This is a genomic window from Flavobacterium sp. XN-5, assembly GCF_008033395.2.
In the GTDB taxonomy this organism is placed as follows: Bacteria; Bacteroidota; Bacteroidia; order Flavobacteriales; family Flavobacteriaceae; genus Flavobacterium; species Flavobacterium hiemivividum.
This window is the reverse complement of record NZ_VOGZ02000002.1, coordinates 381,595-401,465: the sequence shown is the minus strand read 5'-3', so window position 1 is coordinate 401,465 and position 19,871 is coordinate 381,595. Positions and strand designations below refer to the sequence as shown.

General features: G+C 32.5%; 16 protein-coding genes. 1 reads left to right on the top strand and 15 read right to left on the bottom strand.

Going from position 1 to position 19,871, the window contains the following annotated elements; translation table 11 throughout:
* Positions 1 to 3: 3 nt before the first annotated feature.
* The 3 genes from FQU23_RS06980 to FQU23_RS06970 all read right to left on the bottom strand — a co-directional run bounded on the left by FQU23_RS06980 (position 4) and on the right by FQU23_RS06970 (position 3,373).
* A complete protein-coding gene (locus FQU23_RS06980; RefSeq protein WP_147673238.1) occupies positions 4 to 813 on the bottom strand; it encodes a hypothetical protein in 810 nt (269 codons plus the stop codon).
* 157 nt (positions 814 to 970) lie between these two features.
* On the bottom strand, positions 971 to 1,393 hold the full coding sequence (locus FQU23_RS06975; protein ID WP_147673237.1) for a DUF6943 family protein: 423 nt from the start codon (positions 1,391 to 1,393) through the stop codon (positions 971 to 973).
* A 1,002-nt stretch (positions 1,394 to 2,395) separates the two neighbouring features.
* Positions 2,396 to 3,373: a BT4734/BF3469 family protein gene (locus tag FQU23_RS06970; RefSeq protein WP_165425739.1), complete on the bottom strand. Its 978-nt coding sequence runs from the start codon at positions 3,371 to 3,373 to the stop codon at positions 2,396 to 2,398.
* 84 nt (positions 3,374 to 3,457) lie between these two features.
* Between FQU23_RS06970 and FQU23_RS06965 the strand changes: the two genes are divergently transcribed.
* Positions 3,458 to 5,317, top strand: a complete 1,860-nt coding sequence (locus tag FQU23_RS06965) for a reverse transcriptase domain-containing protein (protein WP_147673235.1) — start codon at positions 3,458 to 3,460, stop codon at positions 5,315 to 5,317.
* A 3-nt stretch (positions 5,318 to 5,320) separates the two neighbouring features.
* Here FQU23_RS06965 and FQU23_RS06960 read toward each other — a convergent pair whose 3' ends face one another.
* The 12 genes from FQU23_RS06960 to FQU23_RS06905 form a co-directional block, all read right to left on the bottom strand.
* On the bottom strand, positions 5,321 to 6,184 hold the full coding sequence (locus FQU23_RS06960) for a hypothetical protein (protein ID WP_147673234.1): 864 nt from the start codon (positions 6,182 to 6,184) through the stop codon (positions 5,321 to 5,323).
* A gap of 35 nt (positions 6,185 to 6,219) precedes the next feature.
* Positions 6,220 to 8,649, bottom strand: coding sequence for an AAA family ATPase (locus tag FQU23_RS06955; protein ID WP_147673233.1), 2,430 nt, complete (start codon positions 8,647 to 8,649; stop codon positions 6,220 to 6,222).
* Positions 8,639 to 8,821, bottom strand: a complete 183-nt coding sequence (locus tag FQU23_RS06950) for a hypothetical protein (protein ID WP_147673232.1) — start codon at positions 8,819 to 8,821, stop codon at positions 8,639 to 8,641. Before FQU23_RS06950 ends, FQU23_RS06955 begins: the two co-directional genes overlap by 11 nt.
* A 6-nt stretch (positions 8,822 to 8,827) precedes the next feature.
* Positions 8,828 to 9,283, bottom strand: coding sequence for a hypothetical protein (locus FQU23_RS06945; RefSeq protein WP_147673231.1), 456 nt, complete (start codon positions 9,281 to 9,283; stop codon positions 8,828 to 8,830).
* Between the two features lie 44 nt (positions 9,284 to 9,327).
* Entirely contained in the window at positions 9,328 to 10,521 is a 1,194-nt protein-coding gene (locus FQU23_RS06940) for a GIY-YIG nuclease family protein (RefSeq protein ID WP_147673230.1), read from the bottom strand.
* Entirely contained in the window at positions 10,514 to 12,454 is a 1,941-nt protein-coding gene (locus FQU23_RS06935) for a DEAD/DEAH box helicase (RefSeq protein ID WP_147673229.1), read from the bottom strand. Before FQU23_RS06935 ends, FQU23_RS06940 begins: the two co-directional genes overlap by 8 nt.
* 168 nt (positions 12,455 to 12,622) lie before the next feature.
* A complete protein-coding gene (locus tag FQU23_RS06930; protein WP_147673228.1) occupies positions 12,623 to 13,447 on the bottom strand; it encodes a BRO family protein in 825 nt (274 codons plus the stop codon).
* Between the two features lie 59 nt (positions 13,448 to 13,506).
* Complete coding sequence (locus FQU23_RS06925) at positions 13,507 to 14,442, bottom strand: hypothetical protein (protein WP_147673227.1); 936 nt, start codon at positions 14,440 to 14,442, stop codon at positions 13,507 to 13,509.
* A gap of 59 nt (positions 14,443 to 14,501) precedes the next feature.
* Positions 14,502 to 17,207, bottom strand: coding sequence for a DNA methyltransferase (locus FQU23_RS06920; RefSeq protein WP_147673226.1), 2,706 nt, complete (start codon positions 17,205 to 17,207; stop codon positions 14,502 to 14,504).
* Positions 17,208 to 17,455: 248 nt separating this feature from the next.
* Positions 17,456 to 18,118, bottom strand: coding sequence for a hypothetical protein (locus tag FQU23_RS06915; protein WP_147673225.1), 663 nt, complete (start codon positions 18,116 to 18,118; stop codon positions 17,456 to 17,458).
* 176 nt (positions 18,119 to 18,294) lie between these two features.
* The gene (locus FQU23_RS06910) at positions 18,295 to 18,954 is read right to left on the bottom strand and encodes an ATPase (RefSeq protein ID WP_147673224.1); all 660 of its coding nucleotides are present in this window, start codon (positions 18,952 to 18,954) and stop codon (positions 18,295 to 18,297) included.
* The gene (locus FQU23_RS06905; RefSeq protein ID WP_147673223.1) at positions 18,938 to 19,843 is read right to left on the bottom strand and encodes a transcriptional regulator; all 906 of its coding nucleotides are present in this window, start codon (positions 19,841 to 19,843) and stop codon (positions 18,938 to 18,940) included. The genes FQU23_RS06910 and FQU23_RS06905 overlap by 17 nt, the downstream gene beginning before the upstream one ends.
* Positions 19,844 to 19,871: the final 28 nt, after the last annotated feature.

Sequence of the window (19,871 nt, the reverse complement as noted above, 5' to 3'; positions counted from 1 at the left end):
GTATTATATTTTAAATTGATTTTTAATTTCTTTAATAAATAAGCTTCTATTTCTCCCAATATTAATATTTGTTAAATAAAAATTCCCGCTGCCAATTAGCCAAAATATTTTATCAACTACAAAAGCGCTCACATTATTATCGATAGCTATTTTATCTATGACCTTTAAGGTCTGATAATCCTGTTTTAATATTGATTTTTCATTAGGATCTATCAAATCCAGTTGTTTAAATATTTCTTTTAGATGTATATCGGGTTTTCCATAATTTAAGAAACCGATTTCTTTCAAGAAATCACAGGCCAAAGGAAAACCAATTCCTGAAATTTCAATACTAATCAACATAGGTAATGCTGGTTTTGCTTTTTCATCATTAGCAAAAAAATTAGCCCAGTTATAAAATGCCTCAGCGTTTTTAAATTCGTTTAGGAAATAAGCAGAATCAATAACTGACTGACAAAATTGAGGCCAAATACTTCTTGGGGTTCTTCTTATTTGTCCTTTTGGATTTAGTTCTGAAATTATATTATTTAATAACTTTTCAGAGTCATTTTTTTTAAAATTATCAGTGACATGTTTAGGGTTGAACCCAAAAAGGATATTCTCTAATTTTTTTACACCTCCAATTGACCCACCAATAACTTTGGTACTCATTTGTTTGTTTTGCGCAGTTTCGCAAAGTCTTTGAAAAATAGCATTAATATTTTCAGGTCTATTATATTCAGGTTGGAAATGTTTTTGAAGTAAATTTTCTGTAATTCCTTCTTTATCTAAAAGGAAATAATAGGCAAAATTATAAAGTTCTTTATTTGTCATTTAGTTTTTCAGTCTTATATAATCCTTTTATATGTTCAAGATAACAAAATCCATCTTGAATTTTCGTAAAATTAAATCATTTCAATTTAAACCAGTATTATTGGCATTAGTCGAGATCATTAATTTCAAATGTACTTATAAAACTTATCTAATATTTTTATTTTTTACAATAGTTACTTAAAATTACACTTCTGATTTCATTTATAAGAACAATATTCTTCTGGAATTGATCTTCTTTTTGTTCCAATAACCTCAACGCCTGAATTTGTTTTTTATGAAGTTCGTGTTCTTGTAGCATTTCGTTAACTTTTGATATAAAATCCTTTTTAAAATCAGCAATTCTTAAAAATGGAATTACGGATCCAAATAATGAGTGGTGCCAGAATTTCGCTTTCCAGAGACTGTATGCCAGCCAATAAACCGTTTCGGCATCTTCTTCGTTTTGAAATAGGATTACATAGCTATTGGTAAATGGTTCTTTTTGCGGCTTGCCACTGTTCATTCCTTTGTTGAGGATGTAGATTTGGTTTCCTTTATAAATAGCATTTTTTTGGTGTGTTTTGATGATAAAATTCGGCATAGCGCTTTGGTGTTAAAGATTCGACCTTAATTTTTTTCGCTGATTATATTTTCTTTTGGATGCGAAGAATTATCATTTCGGAAAAGAAAAAAGAGAAAAAAAGAAAGCCGTTATAACAGCAGAAATGACGAACGAAAATGGAGGGAAGAATGACCGACTGGAAGTGAGGAATGAATGCTATTCTTGCTGGATTTTTTTCTTTTTCTTTTCAGAAAAATGCACTATCGTACTTGTTGTAGTTTTCAGGGGTGTTCTTGTGGAATCGGCAATTAAACACCCCCAAGCATCGCAAGGAGCAAGAAAAGTGGTGCCCGTTTTCAGGGCAAGGAACTTTTTTTGCGGATGAGGAGCGCCGTGGCGGGGTTGCGGCAATCGAACAGCCACCATAGACGCGAGAGTTGAGCGGAGGTACGAAGCGAAACGTAGCGGCTATGAGCGTGAAACGGCGGGTAAAAAATAAAAGGCAGCCGCCTTTTGGTGGTGTTCCTTGATTTAGGGCAAAGCGACCGAGCCAACTGATAATTGATTAGTGGATAATTGATAATTGGAAATGGATGCTTCTAAGATAACGTAAGTGAGGTAAGCGGAGCCAATCCCGATGGCTGTGCGAAGGAGCAACCGCTGAAAAAACGGAGGGCTGCAGACACAATATGGCTGGAATGGAGTGAAACGTAGCCTGCGGAGTGTAACGAAATGAAGCGGTATTGTGGATGCATAAGCCCGACCGAACGTAGGAAGAGAGCGTGTGAAGATGAGGAACGAAACAGTGCGAAAAAACAGTTGCTTATTTTTAAGCTGCTGTTTTTTTAGTGCTGTGAAGTGCCTGTGGAACGGAGGGAAAACTAACTATAGAATTGAAATAAGTAATGGCTTATTTATACAAAATGTTCTTATGAAAATGTAAGGTTGACCGACTGGAACAGCCGAACGGAACAAAGGGAACGACCGAAGAGAGACCGCTAAATTGCTCGTGATCTTTGGAACGGGAATGTTTTTACTAACTTATCTTTTTACAAAACCTTTTTCGGAAGCCAAAAAAATAAGAGAAGCAAAAGTCATTCTATTGGAATGATTCAATTTTCTGTTATTGTAGCAATATTTTAATAATTCTTTACTCTTTAACTCATCATGCTTCACTGAATCTATTCTGCAAATGCTTAAGAAATAATCCTCACCAATATCATAGCTAAAACTATTTGCAATTATTACTGCAATTTTTATCCAATTATAATAGGAGTCCGTAATAGATAAATTTTTACTAGATAGAAATTTTATTATTTTTTTTATTTGTTTCCTGTCATTTGTATTGTTCATGCCTTCTGTCGCAAAAGCACTTTTACTTAGGGATATGTTCTGCTTTTCTTTTACTTGTATATCTTTCTTTACATCCGTAGTTTTATCAACATCAACTTCAAAATTGATTAATTCGGAAAACATTTTCGAATCATTATTTATATAAATATTTTCATCGAACGAAACATAACATAGGCGTGTAATATCGCTGCCACTTTTGTCCAATTTAATATTATATTGTTGTAAAAAATAGATACTCAAAGACGAAAAGAAATCTTTATGATTATCTATAGTAGATTCAACTTTTACCAATCCCTTTAGTCCTAAAGAGGATGGGGAATCCCATAGAGCCATAATGTATTCGTCATTTATCAATTTAGTTTTAACAATATTGATTTCTTCACTGTTGATATTATCAATATCAATTACAATCAACTTATTATAGTGTATGAGATTTGATAATTTTCTTCCATTTTCAAACTGTCCACAAAATGTAACCGCTTTTAGTTGAGATTTGTATTTTTTGAATAATTCTTTATCTTTTTTGATAATCAAAGAGTTACGACAATTTAAAATCTCATTTTTATATGTTCCATTTTTTATATCCTCAAATTCTTTCGATAATGTCGTTTCGTTCCCAATTGTCTGGAAAGCATTGTTAAAAATTGATAGTTTATAGTTTGTCATAAAGTCATTCATTTAGGCAAAATTAACATATATTTGTTTTAAAGTGTCGTGTAGGTGTGATTAATCATTTGATTAGTCATTCAGTTGAAGCAGCATTATTTACAAGTGACTCAAGGTTGCTGTTTGTTTATAGTCACTGACATATGTCAATATCTTTGCATAAAACAAATTTCGGCGACACTTTTTTATTTTATGAGTGATTTATCTAAATACTTTACGGAAGATACAATTGTTAAATTGTTATGCGGTTATAGAGCCAAACATTCACACAGAAGGCACAAACTCCACATGATGAGAGAAGTCAGTTTGCATAAAAAGACTAATAAAATCGAGATTAAAAATAATAATCCTGAATTTGAAATTCTTCAAAAAATATTCCCATCAAGACGAAATTGGGTAAGACTAAATGAAAACGAAAGAAAAGTCTATAATGACAGTATCAAGCGAACTTCTGCAAGATTATTTAAAACTTACAAATTTTATAAAAAGAAAAACATACTACTTACTGAATCAGATCAATGGTATCAAAATTTGATAGGATTTATAAATGAATTAATTGAAACTTTTAAGGATGCAGAAAATTATAAAATGCAATCTCCTAAAATATTTGGAATACTAAAAAATCCAGACCCTATAAACCCCGAATATAGACCTATTGCTATATACGAACTGAAAGACAGGATTATAAGTTCTCAAACAGCTAAATATTTAACTGATTTTTTTGATTCCTATTTTTTTGATTCCTCATTTGCTTTTCGTTCTACCAAAAATGAAAAAAAATTTACTCATCATAAGGCTATTGAAGAAATAATTGATTTTAGAAAAAAAAATAATATTATTTGGGTGACAGAATGTGATATCCAAAAATTTTTTGATGCAGTTAATCAAAATCACATAAGTATAGTTTTCGAAGAACATATCAAATTAATTTCAAAACAACAGGGCAAGAATATTGATAAAAATGCAAAAATGATATTCAAAACATTTTTAGATTCGTTTGCTTTTAATAAAGATGTATATCCTAAAAATGAAGATCTAAAATGGAAGGGAGAAAATAACTTAAATGTAAATGGCTATTTTAAATGGATAGAGAAAATTTTAAAAGAAGATTACGGTGATGATTATCTTGGTCAGAGGATTGGAGTACCTCAAGGAAATGCAATTTCCTGTTTTATATCAAATCTACTTCTGCATAATGTAGATTCTAAAGTTTTGGCTGTCGATAAGGGAGTATTTTATGTTAGATTTTGCGATGATATGATTTTAATGCATACTGACAAAGATATATGCAAAAGCGCATTAGAAGTTTATAAATCAGCACTGAAAGAAAACTACCTTTCATTTCATCCACCTACAGAATGTCAAAACTATCTGGAAAAAGAAAATTCGAAAAAATTTTGGAAAAGCAAATCCAAAGAGCCCTATTTGTGGGAGAACCCTAAAGAAAAGACAAATGCTATTCCATGGTTGTCTTTTGTTGGCTATCAGATAAAATACAATCAAGATATTCGTATTAGAAAGCAGTCCATTAATAAGGAAAAAAGAAAACAAGTTAAAGAGGTTCAAAATATTCTAAGCGCAATAGGATGTGCTGAGGATAATTTAAACGAAACTTCAAGGAAGTCAAAAAAAAATACTGTCTTTAGTCTTCAGCAAAGATTACACTCTATGTCAACCGGCAGGATTAAATTATTCAATTACAAGGAAGGTAAACAAGGCCTTTGTTGGACTAATGGTTTTGAAAAAATTAAAGGAAATAAAAATAAAACCATTTCTAAACAGCTAAAAGAATTGGATTCCTTTAGAGAGAAACAAATTTGGAGATTAAATAAGAAATTGGAAAAACTAGACAAGCCAAGTCTAGGATCTAATTTCCCAAACAAAGAAGAGGAAATTTATTATGGTTCCCCATTTAGTTACCACAATTATTTGAATGAATTTTGAAAATCACTCGTTGAAGCTTGGATATTTAGGTTCGATTTGTGCCAGTGATTTCGGCGGGACGTGCCATAAAAATAGTCTTCTTGGCAAAAAAAATTCGACAGGAATAATTGGAAATACGAAGTCCGAAGACAGGAGTCTTCGGAGAGCGGGTTCCGGATCCACATCCGCTAAAAAGGTTACTAATCTTCTTAATTTATCATAGTGGTATATCGAAAGTGGATTATAACTTTCTTCAATGAAAAATGTTCTTCTTTCTTTTTTTAGATTAAAAACCCTTAGATATTCCCTTAATTTGTGAGGGGTTAAAGATTTTATTGTCTGGTAATCTACAGATCTATTTAGATAATTATCGGTCAGCAGGTAATTATCGTTTTGGTCTGAATACAGATTAGAATAAAAAATCAAGTCAATATTTTCAAATGGGGCTTTATTTGTTTTAATTTCTATTTGTCCACTTTTTTGCATCTCACCTGAAAACAAGCCTTTTTCTTGTAATGAAATGTGTATTCCATTTTTATTTCCAAAAAAATTGTCGATTGTTTTATAATCATATATTTCGTAAATGGAAGTTTCCTCATTCTCAAATATTGCTATTATACGATTCTCCAGTGGTTTTTGAGCGTAAAGTGTATTTAAAATTTTCAACAAAGTTGTTTTACCTGAACCGTTTGTTCCTATTGTACCGGTAACATTCACGATTCCGGAACCAGAAAACAAATCGAAGTAATCGGCAGTTGGCTCAGCACTGATTATTAAATTTCTCTTTTTCTCATCAAAATTAAAATTGAAAATTAATTTACTTCCGAAGTTAAATCCTGAGTTTTTGATTTTCATAAAATCTTCAACCCACATTGCTACTAATTTCATACACTATACTTTTTTAATACTAGATAGAAATAAGTTTATTTTTTCCAATCATATTTTGTTGCATCACAACTACAACGGATTTTATTAGTCACATTATCATAATTTAATAAACTTACTTTTGGTCTTTTACAAACTGCTTCTTGGCAAATAAATAATTTTTCTAATTCTAGAATGTCTGCCCAAAAAGAATTAATGTCGCCTATACTGGCATTAATAGGATTATCGTGAGAAAGTGCATTACCAAATAAAGCAGAACTCTCTATTCTATCTAATAATGGGTATTGTAATTTTAATTCAGCACTAGATTTTTTAATTTCTGACCTAATCGCCATAAGTAACTCATAAGGCATTCTGTGTTCATTGGAATCGTTATACCTGAAACTCAATTTGGCTTCAAAATTCAAAGCAATATCTTTTAAACAATGTTCCAGATATTTTCGAATTGGATTTCCAATGTTATCAATATTGCCTTCAGATAATTGATGTAAAATTGATTCTTTTAAATCACTTGGTTTTTCTTTAAGATGTGTCCCTTTGGCTTCTGTCCACTTAATTTCATTAACCAACCATCCTTTATTTTTTGCTTTTGGACTAATAATATTTGTAAACCACTCCTTTTCGTGCGTTAACAATATAATTTGATGCTTTGAGAATTTATCAAATAATAAATCCGCGAATCTTCGTCTATGATTTGAATCAAAACTTGAAATTACATCGTCTAAAATAAGAAAATCATTTTCAGTATTAAAAGCATCAACAGAAGCTAAAAAAAATGATAATCCCAAACAATTCAAATGCGATTCGCTGAAATGTTTTAATGGATTGATTTCCCATTTATCATTATACTTGTATTTGATAGTAAGTCCATCTAATTCATCCTCTTCACCTTTTGTAATAATTTCAATGTTTTGAAAAGGTTCATCAGGATTCATAAACTGATAATATTCATTAATTTTTACTGAAAAAGAATTTATAAAATTATCTAATCCATCCTTTTGCTGTTTTTCAAACTCATTATAAATCAAATCAAATGATATTTGTTGATTTTCTAAAATTACTTTTTGTGATTCAAATTTTTTGATGTTAAAAAAAGCATCCCTAGAAGCCGTAATTTTAGAATATAGAACGGTTGCGGTTTCTCCTTTTTGAGATTCTTGGATTTTGATTATTCTATCATTTATGATTTTAAGAAATTCAAAATCATTTTCAACTAATTTGATTATATCCGAAACTGGTAATTTATCTCCAGAAGTTACTTTAATATCAGCTGTGTTTTGATAATTTTGAATTTTAGTTTTTATTGCAGTTAAACCATCCTTAATGGTTTGATTATTTTCTTTATCTGCTTGGGTATTATTCAATAAAACATCTAATCTCTTAATTCTTTCAATTGCTATGCCTTTTACACTATTTAAAGCAATTCCAAACTTTGCTTTTTTCTGTGAAGATTCTTCGATATTAGCTAATCTGATTTTGATTTCAGAAAGTAATTCATCAGAGTTTTTTAATTGCAAACACAAAGGACAATTATCATCTTTAAGGTATTTACTAGATAAAATTTTTGTTCCGGCTTTTAATAATTCTTCAAAAAAAGTTTGTTTTATAGCCTCAACATCATTTGCAATAGTTTCAAATTCATTAAAGTATTTTGAATATTCATCGTCAAGTAATTTTATTTCATTTTTCAAAAGCATTAAAGCACTTTTTGAATCTTCCAAAAACTTTAATTCAAATTGTTGATTTGCATCTACTCCTTTACTTAACAGAATAAGTAAATTTTTTATATCCTCTATCGATTTTACTTCAATACCTGTATTTAGTTTTTTTATTTTATCATTGATTGTTTCAAATAAGTTTTTTTCTTGTGTAATTGATGCACCAATATTTAGTATCAGTTTTTGCTTTTCATTATTAATAAGTGTTTCAAAATTTTGAGTTTTTAAAGTACTCTTTGCGTTATTTAAAGATTTTAATAAAACACCTTTTATTTTAGTAACTTCTTCAAATCCAATAATATCAGATAAGTATTTTAACTTTTCTCCTTTTGTACTATCAACAAAATTTCTGATGTATTGGTAACGAGAAATTAGATTTTCCTTTTCTGAATCATCAATATATTTTTTGAAATCTTCACTGGTATTTGAGCCTTTTTGAACTAATTTATTATTTTTTAATGACAATGTTTTTGTAGCATCTAAACTTGAATTTGTATATGATATACTAACTTCAGAATTTTCAACATCCAAAAGTTTTGCATTTCTAATAGCATCACTTGTATCAATTTCAGGTGTTGACAGATGTTTAATTTTATTAGTGTAAAACCATTCTATTGCATCTGAAATACTACTTTTTCCAGTACCATTATCACCATAAAGTAAAATTGATTTACCATTTAAAGGCAACTCTAAAGTATCTTTAGCTCCTCTAATTCCTTTAATTATAAGATTATTTATTTTAATTGCCATCTTTCTTTGGTAAATTAGGGAGTTCATTTTTTACATTGGTATCTGTTAACTTTTTTTGATCGTACAAGTTTGCTAACATTTTCGCAATGTCTTTATCTACATTTGGTATATTTTCAATATTTTGAAAAAAGTCATCCAATATCTCTTTACCCGATTTCACTTTGCTTTCCATAGTATTTTATTTAAAATAGTCCCAATCAATTTTAAAATTTGTTGAGAGTGTATTGTTTAGAATTTCAAAACCTGTCTTGTTATTACAAATTGGATAGACACCAAAACGCTCTACAAAATTTAATAAAAAATAACTCTCTAAATCTTCAATCCTAAAATGCCAAATATTTTGTAGCATTTCAAAGTTGATATAAGTGAATAAAAGAGGCTCTACTTTTCTGTAATTAGTTAGTCCCACATTTTTGGATTTCCCGTCAAAATGTCCAGATAATCTACTTGCAATGCTATTCGTTTTTCTTTCACTCATTCCGATATATAGCAATTTTGATTTATCAAAAGGGTATTGGATATCGATAGATTGACTGAAAATAAAATACAATCCTGCAATTCCATTTAATGGCTTTATATTGTTTGGTTCGAATGATTTTGGACTATCAAAATATATTGTTACTTCATTACTCATTCCTAAAACGCATTTGATATATAATTTAAATCGTATTGTAAATTTTATTTTTGGGTAATCCCCATATTTTTAGCATCATAACTGAAATTAATCACCTCCCCGCTAATTATCAATTCAATAGCTTGTTCTATAATTTCTATTGGTGCGATGAACCATTCTCTTGGGGTGTGTCTTCTTTTTTTCTCATCAAAAACATCAACGTTCAAACAGGATTTTCCGAAGAAATTATGCAGTAATTGTTCTAATTTTTGTGGATTCATATTGTAGCATTTCCAGGAAGTTATGATTTTTACTGGAGCCATTAAATAGGTGGGGTCTTTCTCTGCATTTTTGATCCTTTCTTCTACTTCTACTTTTGAATATCCAATTTTGTATAGGTTATCTATTTCGATTATTCGCTCGTCTTTGCTTTTGGAACGTAGGACATAAATATATCCTGCGGCTTCATCTTCATTAGTAATAGCACTAAATTTTTCAATGAAGCTTTCTTTTACTTGTTCTATGTTCTCTGAGACTACTTGACCATTGGCATATAATATTTTTTCAACTGAACGTTTGAGCATATTTGAAACTGTACCGTTTTCAAATACACATTTAGTACGCCCATCTTCTCGAACTCTGGTACCGTCATCCCGGTAATGTTCTTTTTTGGTAATATTAATTTCCTCTAATAAAAATAGAACTCCATTGTGAACATAATATGCCCCTACACGCAGATTGTCCATTTTGAAATCCACTAATTTTCTCTTTCCGGTGGCCAGATCGGATTGGATTTCTTTGAATAGGGGTTCGTATTTATGAAAGTCTTTCAATGACTTTCTTTTCGCAACAAAGTCTGTTGCCATTCTTTCATCCGATTTTGGTGTGTGTTTGAAATCAAACAGATCGGTATCATCCGACAACAAATCGAACGTATCATCGCTAAAAATGTCATCGAGTGAGTTAAGCTCTTTTGCTTCCAGTTGCAACAAACTATGAATATCCTGCTCCCCTAAAGATTGCATTTTTTCTATATCTGACCTAATGCTTTTTAATCTAGAATAGAGTTGAAATTCTGATATATTAGCCGGATTGGGTTGAGGTTCTCTATTGTATTGCGCAAAGAAATCATTCACTTCACTGAAAGAAGCAGATAGCCGTTCATCCGCATTTCGTGCAGTTGAAACTTTTGGTTTGACATTTAGAATATCAAAGGGATCGTTGGCGAAAATATCGTCCAGAGTTTGAAATTTATCCATTTGCATTGGCCATTCGTTTTCTTTTTTCCTCTTTCAAGTAAATAATACATTCTGCCATTCTTCGTTCTAATGGGTCGTTTGCATTCAGACTAGGTTCTTTGTCATACATTTTTTTGAACTCCACAATTTTGGGCCATAAAATTTTAGCTTCTTCAAAGTCCATTTTTATTCTTGTGGCTTCAATAGTGTCCTGGATTACTTTCAATACTTTTGTCGTTACGGATTTCGAAAGGATTTCAAAAGCTTTTTGAAATGGATTAATAGTGTCAATCAGGTCGATATGCAAATCTTCGATGTTTACAAATTTATCCGCCATCCTGATAAAACGCTGATCGCCGACTTCTTTTATTTCTCCGTTTTTCACAACAGAATCGACTACCACATATTGGCGAATCTCTTCAATTTCTTCGTCTGTTAATTCCGGGTATTTAATTCTGATTATTTTTGGAATCAATACCTTATTTATTACTTCGGGATCGATGTTTCCCGGCATTGCTTTCAGCATAGTGTCATCCTGCAAGATTGTAGCTTTTAAATCATTCAAATCTGATTCGACAATATCCTTTACTCTTTTAGAACTCGGTGCTTTAAATCCTCTTATTTTTATTTCACCCGGTTTAGCCTCGTCGTCATCATTATCTAATCTTGTTTTGAATTTGAAGTTGGGTGCTAATACTTGTTCCATCAATAAGGAAGCTGTAATGGCTTTCAGCATATTATTAGTGGCCACTTTTACATCATCTTGAATGGCTTCCGGACTGGCAATAAGATTGGTGAATTGGGCATGTGTTTTATTATTACTATCTCTGGTGCAGCGACCAATTATTTGGATTATCTCTGTTAATGAACCTCGATATCCCACCGTTAAGGCGTGTTCGCAAAAAGGCCAGTCAAAGCCCTCTTTTGCCATTCCCAAAGCGATGATTAAATCCATATCGTCAACCTCTTTGCTATTTCGCAGGTAGTTTACAATCTTGTCTCGTTCTCTGGAACTGTCTTCGACTAAATCGGCTACTTTCAATAGTTTACCATCACTGTGTCGTTTGATATGAATGACACCGGTATCGGAATCTTGCTTGATTACATCCCCAATGGCATCTAAAATGAAATTGACTTCATTGTGCTTGTCTTTGGTAGATTCGCCTGAATTTACATTTGGAATATGGAGAATTGTTTTTTTATCGGTATCGAGTACATCCAATATCGCCGAAGTATATTTTCCAGTATAGAAATGATAACCAATTCCCAATGATTTCAGGAAGTTGTAGCCGTTCAACTGTTCGTAATAATTGTAGGTTACTTTGGTAAACTTGGCTTCGTTTTCGGGCGTTAAAATAGGTACGCTGTCTCCTCTAAAATAAGAACCGGTCATCGCTACAATATGAGCCGAAGATTTGCTCATTATCGATTTTAATAATTCCCCCAATCTGTTGTTGGCATCGGCAGAAACGTGATGAAATTCATCTATGGCCAAAAGTGTGTTGTTGAATTTTGCTTCGTCTAATTCCTCGCAAGCAAAGCGTAAAGTGGCGTGTGTACAGATTAACAGTTGCTCCTCACTATCCATAAATTTATGAAAGGCTTTTACTTTACTCTTGCTACCATCATCACCGGGCGTACAAAGGTTGTAATTGTCGTTGGGTTCCCAGTTGGCAAAAAAGCCATCTTTTTTCAAATCCGTTTTAGAAAATGAACTCCCAATAGAACGTTCAGGAACTGCCACGATCACTTTTTTGATGCCTTGATTTACTAATTTATCTAATGCCAAGAACATTAGAGCCCGAGATTTTCCCGACGCTGGAGGTGCTTTTAATAATAAATACTGTGCATCACGTGATTCAAAAGCACGGGTTTGCATTTCTCGCATTCCCATCGTATTAATTTTAGTGCTGTTCCCTGTTTTGTGGTAATTTACATTTACTATATCTGGCATGGTTTGTTTCTTGAAGTTTGTCTAAGTTCGTCTAAAGTGTTTTTTATCTATACCTATTTTAGACAAACTTTTTCCAAATAGGTTTTCTGTTGGTTCTTTTATATAAGGGCTTTATCTCTTGTAATTTTAGCTAATTAGGTAGATCTAAAATAGTTGGATTTTCATCCCTCAATCAATTTTTTCTTGCTTCTCTGGCGGTAAAAAATTTTCTCCAGTTACCACGCTTTTCCCTGTCTTGTCCTCTAGAGCTATTCTGGCATTTTTAGCAATAGCGCCTCCTTTTTTACCTGCTTTTGCATTTTCGGGCACTCCTTTAGCTTTATCATTTTCGGCTATTTGTCTTGTGGATAGTTCTGCAAGGGCCGTAAAGATTAATTCGGCTTCGCTCATGTGATCTCTCAAATTTTGAGATTTTAATCCTTTTACATCTTTGTGATGTTTTACCGTTAAACCCGTCCATTCCTTATGAATGATATTGGTTAGTATGGCGAAATCCTTTTTTTCTTGCACACCGCTTTCTTTCCAATAATCGGTTAATTTGTTTCGGGTTTCTTGACCCATCATTCTTTGCTGAATCCATTTTTCACTTCTGCCGTGTTCTTTCCAGTTTTCTCTGGCTCGATCTATACTTTGTTCGGGATCGGCAATTTCTTTTATTCTTTCATAGCCTACTTTAGCCAACCATTGTTTGAAAGGTTCGGCTTTTGGCGACGGAATAGATTGAATTAATCTTAGCAGTGCTTCGGTATCAGCGGTATCAGTAATTCTATTTTTACCATCATCGGCAAGCATTTTCAACCGTACGATTTTATCGTACACTTCACTTCCTTCTTTGGTCAACTTCTTTTTTAAATCGCTCCAATATCTTTTAGGCACTGAGCTTCCTGTTAGAATAGCAATGATATCGATAACCGAAAAATACCAAATTTCCTTTTCGGCATCATAATGGCTTCGTATTTTTTTATCTTCAAATAGTTTGATTTCATTTTCCATATCTATTTAATATTTTTTAGCAAAGTTTAAATAATTATTCCTGTCGTTCAACACTATTTCTAACTACTAAATTCTTCATCAATTTCTTTGACCATTGATTTTAATTCCTCAAAATGAGATTTCAATGCGTCGATAAATAATCGTAATTCTAATTTGTCCTCAATCTTGTTTTCTATTAAGTCACGCTTTAAACGGTAAAATAAATAATCAAGCATTTCTGTATTTAGTTCAATACCAGATAATGCCGACAAACTTGAATATCTTTCAATTATCCCTTTCTTAATATTATTATATGTTTCGAAAATAGTTTCAAAATTAATTTCAACTAATGCATAATCTCGATTGATGTTCTCATATAGTTTTGAAAAATGATAGTCAATGCTTTTATGCACTAGGTCTATAAGCTTGTTGTCTTTAAATTTGAGTTTATGATTCTCGAAATCGGATTTTAATTTTTCCATTGTTTGATTTAAAATTACTTTAAATAATCCTCCTTGGGTTTCAATACAGGATAAAATATTAATATCCGTAAACTCATCTTCTTCACCTGTTTTTGGAAACGAAGACATCATTTGAAATCCTCTCTTTTGAATAGTCATTCGGCTAATGCCGTGAAATGACTTACCGTTGCCTCTATCAGTTGGATGACCAATTGAATTATTGCGGATCTCCCTTATATTATACAATTCAGGATAGTCCTTTTTGAAATCAATGTCTTGACCAAATAAGGACTTATTAAGATTACATAGAGCGTCTTGTTGCAGATATAATGCGTGTAGAATCCCATAAACATATAAATAACCATTTTCATTTTGGCTAAATTCCGGTAAGTTGCTATAATCGTCTATTGCAATTTGTGAATCTTCTATTACATCTAGAGAAGCCCACAATCTATTCCAGATGATTTTATCTTGGAACAGCAATTCACTTTTCCAAGGATGATTACAAATTTCTCTTATTTCTTCGAATATATTTTCTATCATTATTTTCGGCACTCTATTTCATTTATAATCTTTGTCAAAGTTCAAAATTTTGACAAAGGTTTATAGCAAAACTATTTCTGCTTCCTCGCTTTCTTCTCCTTTGCAAACAGCGTATCTTTTTCCTTTTCCTCCGCTATCATTTTCTCATACAACTTAAATAAATATTCCAGTCGTTCTTCATCACTTTCAAAAGGCTTAGAACGGTAACAACGTTCTACTGCCAAATCATTCAACCTGTGTGCTTCACGCAAACCCTCGGGCATTTTGTCCGGGTCGTACATTTGTGCCAGGGTTTTTTCAGAGTGGTTTTCCCGTTCTTCCAGAATCCTAAACACACATTGTTCTAATTCTTCTTTTTGGGACTGGGAAATTTTGGGAAACGGAAAGGTATTGTAGCATAAAACTGAAGAATATCTATAATCCGTTTTTAAATACCCCGCAACAGCTCTAACCCAAGTTAAATGGATTAATGAAGACAAAATAGAAAAGATATATGTTTCAGAATCATATACAACTTGAGTTGAATCACCAATAATAAAATCATTATTAATAAAGCCACATGGAATATATTTTCTTCTTGAGGAGCCAACTCTTGGGACTAAAACAGAATGTGATTTTGCTGAATTTCTATCGCGAAATTGATGAGCGCGAGAGGCCATTTTATTTGTACCTAAATCCGTACTAGCTAATCTCATTTTCTTTGTTTCAGAAATTCTATTTTCAATTTCAGGAATTTTTCTAGCTTCATTAAGTGTTATATTATCAATCCATAAGCACCATCTGAAATCATTCTGCATAAATTCAGCAGCACCAATTAATTTTTTCAAAAAATTATGTGCAGCTGGATTTTTGGATACTAAAAATTCTTTCTCAGTATTATTCAAAATTAAATTTCCACCATCAAAGGGACTATTGCCCAAAATCATTTCAGGTAATTTTGAAATAGGTTTTGAAAGTCTACTTATAATTAGATTGTTCCCAACGGTTAAGTAAGCATTTATATTTTTAGTTTCTACCTTTCTGTTTTCAATATATAAATACTTTTTCTGTTCGTTAATATTTTGTATTCCAATAATAGCACATGTTACAGCAGCCTTACCTTTAGCATTATTTTCCCATTTAAAAGCAGGATAAGCAAAATTAATTTCCTGCTTTTTACTAAATATTTTTGGCCAAAGTAATGCTACTTGCTCTCCTTGTGAAATGGAATTTGTGGTTACGAAAGCATATTTTGAATTTATTCCTGAAATAAAATTAGACGCTTTTAAAAACCAACAGGTAATATAATCAAGTTTAATCTTTTCTCCAAAAACCTCTATAATATCTTCCTTTTGTTCTTTATTTTGTATACTAAATCCCAAATAAGGAGGATTCCCCAAAATATAAATTTCATCATTTGGCAGTTTCGGGCAAACCATTTCCCAATCCACTCTTGTGGCGTTTCCGTGAACAATAGAGCCTGTTTGTTGCAATGGCAAAGCGGGTTTTGTTCGTCCAAAAGCTTTGAAGAACTCTTGGTTCATCTGGTGCTCTGCCAGCCAAAGCGATAGTATGGCAATTTCGTGGGCAAAATCGTCTAATTCTATTCCATAAAAATGGTTTAAAGATATGCCAGAATATTGGGTGGTGTAGGTTTTGTTCGACGTATCAATTTCCTTGAAAATGCCCATTTCCAGTTTTCGTAATTCTTTGTAGGCAATAATCAGGAAGTTTCCGCTGCCGCAAGCAGGATCAAACAGTTTGAGGTTCCAAATGCGTTTTAGTAAGTCGTTTAGTTTTTTGAGATTTCCTTTAGCGTTTTCAAATGTTTCATATAAATCATTCAAAAATAAAGGTTCTATGACTTTCATGATATTAGGCACAGAGGTATAGTGCTGCCCTAAACTGCCACGTTGATCTACTGAAATAACAGCCTGAAACATTGAGCCAAAAATATCGGGATTTATGGCAGCCCAATCCATTTGCCCTGCATCGATAATGGCTTGTCGAGAACGACGGTTAAACAAGGGTGTGGGTTGTTGCTCTTTAAATAAACCGCCATTTACGTACGGGAAATTTTGTAAGTATTGTGCCTTCGTGTTACATTGCAATGCGTGTCTCGCATCATTACTGCGTGGAGTGTTTAACACGGCGAATAATTTATCTAAATAATCCGTCAAATCACTACCGTCAGCTTGTGTGTGGCTGGCGAGCGCATTGGTAAACTGTCCTAATTCGAAAATACCGGTATCTTCGGCAAAGAAGCAAAACAACAATCGAGACAGGAATACATTGAGTCCATGAATGAATTCTGGTGAATTATCGGGATTGTCTTTTTTGATTTCGTCAAAAAGCTTGGCCATTTTTTCGGCTGCTTTTACATCGGCTGGATTCTCGTTTTGATGGGTTGCTTTTTCCATTCCTGCCCAGGGCAAAAAGAAATCAAAGTGTTTGGGTAAGGTAGTAAAGTCAATATCTAAGCTATCTGCAGTTTTTGTATCTATTGCCAATAGCTTTTCGAAATCAGTAACGATAACAAAACGTTGGTCATGCTTTAGTGTGTTTTTTATTTCGGAAATAGCAAGATGCAAATCCTGATTGAAAACCGGTTTAAAAAACAGCTTTTTCTTCCAAGATATTTCGCCTTCTACTTTGGAAAGATTTAGATTTCCTTTTTGTAACCTGGTGATGGATGCTTTGGGTAAACCGTAAGCCAATAATAATTCATAAATGAAGGTTTCTTGGGTGTAGTTTAATATGAGGTTTTGAAGATTTTCTTCTATTTGGGCGATATTCATAGACTTATTATATTACCATTTTAATGCAATTCGACTTTAGAATTAAATTCTAATAATTCATTTGCTAAAGTATCGAATATTTAATTAGAATAAATGAGTGAAACCGTAAATGGCTTGCTTTTCTACTTTCGATTAATTTGTTTTGATTCTTTATGGTGTAAAAGAACAATAAATTTAAGGAATTTACTATACCCACTTTTGGTGATATTAGGTCGATAATTAAATAGATGTAAAACTGTATGTTCATCTTACAAATTAGAATTTTGATTGCATCTATCTAAATAGTTTTCTAATTCGTATAAATGAATCAACTCCTCGTTTTTTGTAGTTTCTTTAGATGATTTGGTATAGCTTACACATGATAGTTGAATTAAACTAATGTTTTGGAAAAGTGAGTTTTCTACTTGAAGGTTCTGCATTATTAGGAAAATAGCCTGCTCTAAAGTCTTTGTATCACAGTACAAATTGTAGTTTTTCAAGAAAATAAGGGTTCCTATTTTATTTGTTTTGGGATCATAATCTATGGGTAGAAATCTAGATTCATTAGATTGTAAAGTAAGTTCCTGGATGATGTAGGGGTGGTCCAAGCCGTTGATTATCTTATTAATTTTTTCGGTTGATTGTAAGAATGCTGTGAATTTCCATTTTCTTAAAAGTGGCGCATTATCGACTAAATTAATTACTTGACCGAAATATTCGACATTACTGTTTGCGGTTATGATGAGTTCGGATTTTCTGTTTCCATTTTTTGGAAATACAATCATAAAGTCAATTTCTTTGCAATAATAACCCAGGTTTTTGTTCAGCCAAAAAGTGATGTGTTTTTGGTTTATAGTGGTTTCGTTGATCAGGTTTTTGATGGTTTGATTGTTGTCTTGGAACCAGTTCCAGAAGGTGTTGATTTTTCTCATTTTTTTGTAGTGAATGGTGAATAGTGAGTTATGAGTTGTGTTTTTTTAACCGCAAAGGGCACTAAGGAAGCGCAAGGCTAGCAAAGGTTTTTTTAGGGGTTGTTTATGTTTTTAATCGCAAAGGGCACGAAGGAAGCGCAAAATTCGCCAAGGTCTTTTTAGGGTTCATTTGTTGATTATCTTTTGTCAGTTGTGTTTTTGTCGAATGTGATCAGGTTGAACATGGCTCTCATCCTGGAACGGAGTCTATTGCCGTAGTTGTTTTCGATTTCGGAGGCGGAAAGGTTGGTGGTGATGTGCGTGACCGATTTGTTTTCGACAAACTGTTCGTAGCGGCTGATCAATACTTCAGCCATAACATTGCAATCATTACCGAAGTGTTTTATTTGTTGTTCGGCGCCCAAATCGTCAAAGCAATAACCAGTTAGTTTTGATTGGTTTGATTGCTTCAAAGTGTAACAGTTGATTGCTTCAAAGCCATTTTTGGCAAATTCAAAGGAGACTTCTCTACATGTTTTGATTTTATAGTCGAAGTTTTGATACGCAAAGGGGCGTACTAAGTTCATAAGGGATGTTTTGCCGCAACCAATTGCTCCAGAGATAAGAATACCTTTTGAAAGATCAATCTTTAAGTTTAAGGCTGCTCTATCGTCTTGAATCATATAAATCAACAATTTGTAAATGGTTGGGTGGTCTGTTTCGTTAATTTGAAATGAATTTCCGTAGTTTATTTTTCCTTGGTTTTCGAGGTAATCTAGACATTTCCGGAAATTATATATCTTGAAGCCTTTTTGGATCACGTAGGTTTCACTGATGGATTTACAATGGTTCGTCATAGTTTTTTTGTGTTGCCGTGTGCAGGTGCATCGGTTTTGGTTGAGAACTGTAATCGGATTTTGAAGTGTTTGTAGCGAATTTGGTAGAGTTGAGCATCCAGTTTCTTGATGCGGCTTTCCAATCTTTCATTTTTGTTTTCCCACCAATGAGCCAACCGATGCTGGAGTAGTAATTGAAAAACTTGTTGGCTTCCGTTTTGGAACTTTCTTTGATAGAGAAATATTCTAATACCATTTCGAGTGAAGGCTTCTCGTCGATCGACACCGCTCTGGATGACACGCTCGAAGTGACAATTTTGTGCAAACTGTTTTCAGTTTGATTTTCAGTGGTGGTGTCAAAAATTAAATCGAGTTTAATTGCTTTTTCTTTTGGAATTATTAAAGGAGTCAAATTTTGAACTGGTTGATTTATTGAATTTTTTTCTTTCTCTCTTTTTATATTGTTTAAAATGTTTTTAGATGTTTGTTTTATATTATATATATAGACCTGTTCATTAACCTGTTCAATGACTTGTTCATTTTTTGTTTTGGTCAAATTGTGAACGGGTTCATTTTTTGAATGGGTTGGTTGTGGTATTTGTGAAATTATTTCTATTTTTTCAGAGAAATTGATCATGATTATGGTGGAGGAGGAGTGGGGATTGAATGTGGGGTTGTATATCATAAACCCTAAAAGTTCTAATTCTTTCATGCACTTATGGTATGTTGCTTTAGAATTGATCTTGCTGGCTTTCATAATTTCTTCCCGGGATATGCTTGTTGGGTTATTGAATCGGTTTACGTTCCAACATTGGAAAAGTGCTAAATAGAGCGAAATGTGCGTTGGATTTAGGTTGGTTTCGTAATTGATTTTATTAAAAAATCCGGTGAGGTGTTTGATGTAGTTCATGTTTTTAGTGAATTGTGTCTCTCGACTG

Excerpts from the sequence above, each read along its gene's own strand:
- FQU23_RS06960 (WP_147673234.1), bottom strand. The coding sequence starts at position 6,184 with ATGAAATTAGTAGCAATGTGGGTTGAAGATTTTATGAAAATCAAAAAC.
- FQU23_RS06955 (WP_147673233.1), bottom strand. The coding sequence starts at position 8,649 with ATGGCAATTAAAATAAATAATCTTATAATTAAAGGAATTAGAGGAGCT.
- FQU23_RS06905 (WP_147673223.1), bottom strand. The coding sequence starts at position 19,843 with ATGAACTACATCAAACACCTCACCGGATTTTTTAATAAAATCAATTAC.
- FQU23_RS06915 (WP_147673225.1), bottom strand. The coding sequence starts at position 18,118 with ATGAGAAAAATCAACACCTTCTGGAACTGGTTCCAAGACAACAATCAA.
- FQU23_RS06945 (WP_147673231.1), bottom strand. The coding sequence starts at position 9,283 with ATGAGTAATGAAGTAACAATATATTTTGATAGTCCAAAATCATTCGAA.
- FQU23_RS06935 (WP_147673229.1), bottom strand. The coding sequence starts at position 12,454 with ATGCCAGATATAGTAAATGTAAATTACCACAAAACAGGGAACAGCACT.
- FQU23_RS06910 (WP_147673224.1), bottom strand. The coding sequence starts at position 18,954 with ATGACGAACCATTGTAAATCCATCAGTGAAACCTACGTGATCCAAAAA.
- FQU23_RS06980 (WP_147673238.1), bottom strand. The coding sequence starts at position 813 with ATGACAAATAAAGAACTTTATAATTTTGCCTATTATTTCCTTTTAGAT.
- FQU23_RS06920 (WP_147673226.1), bottom strand. The coding sequence starts at position 17,207 with ATGAATATCGCCCAAATAGAAGAAAATCTTCAAAACCTCATATTAAAC.
- FQU23_RS06970 (WP_165425739.1), bottom strand. The coding sequence starts at position 3,373 with ATGACAAACTATAAACTATCAATTTTTAACAATGCTTTCCAGACAATT.
- FQU23_RS06950 (WP_147673232.1), bottom strand. The coding sequence starts at position 8,821 with ATGGAAAGCAAAGTGAAATCGGGTAAAGAGATATTGGATGACTTTTTT.
- FQU23_RS06975 (WP_147673237.1), bottom strand. The coding sequence starts at position 1,393 with ATGCCGAATTTTATCATCAAAACACACCAAAAAAATGCTATTTATAAA.
- FQU23_RS06940 (WP_147673230.1), bottom strand. The coding sequence starts at position 10,521 with ATGGATAAATTTCAAACTCTGGACGATATTTTCGCCAACGATCCCTTT.
- FQU23_RS06930 (WP_147673228.1), bottom strand. The coding sequence starts at position 13,447 with ATGGAAAATGAAATCAAACTATTTGAAGATAAAAAAATACGAAGCCAT.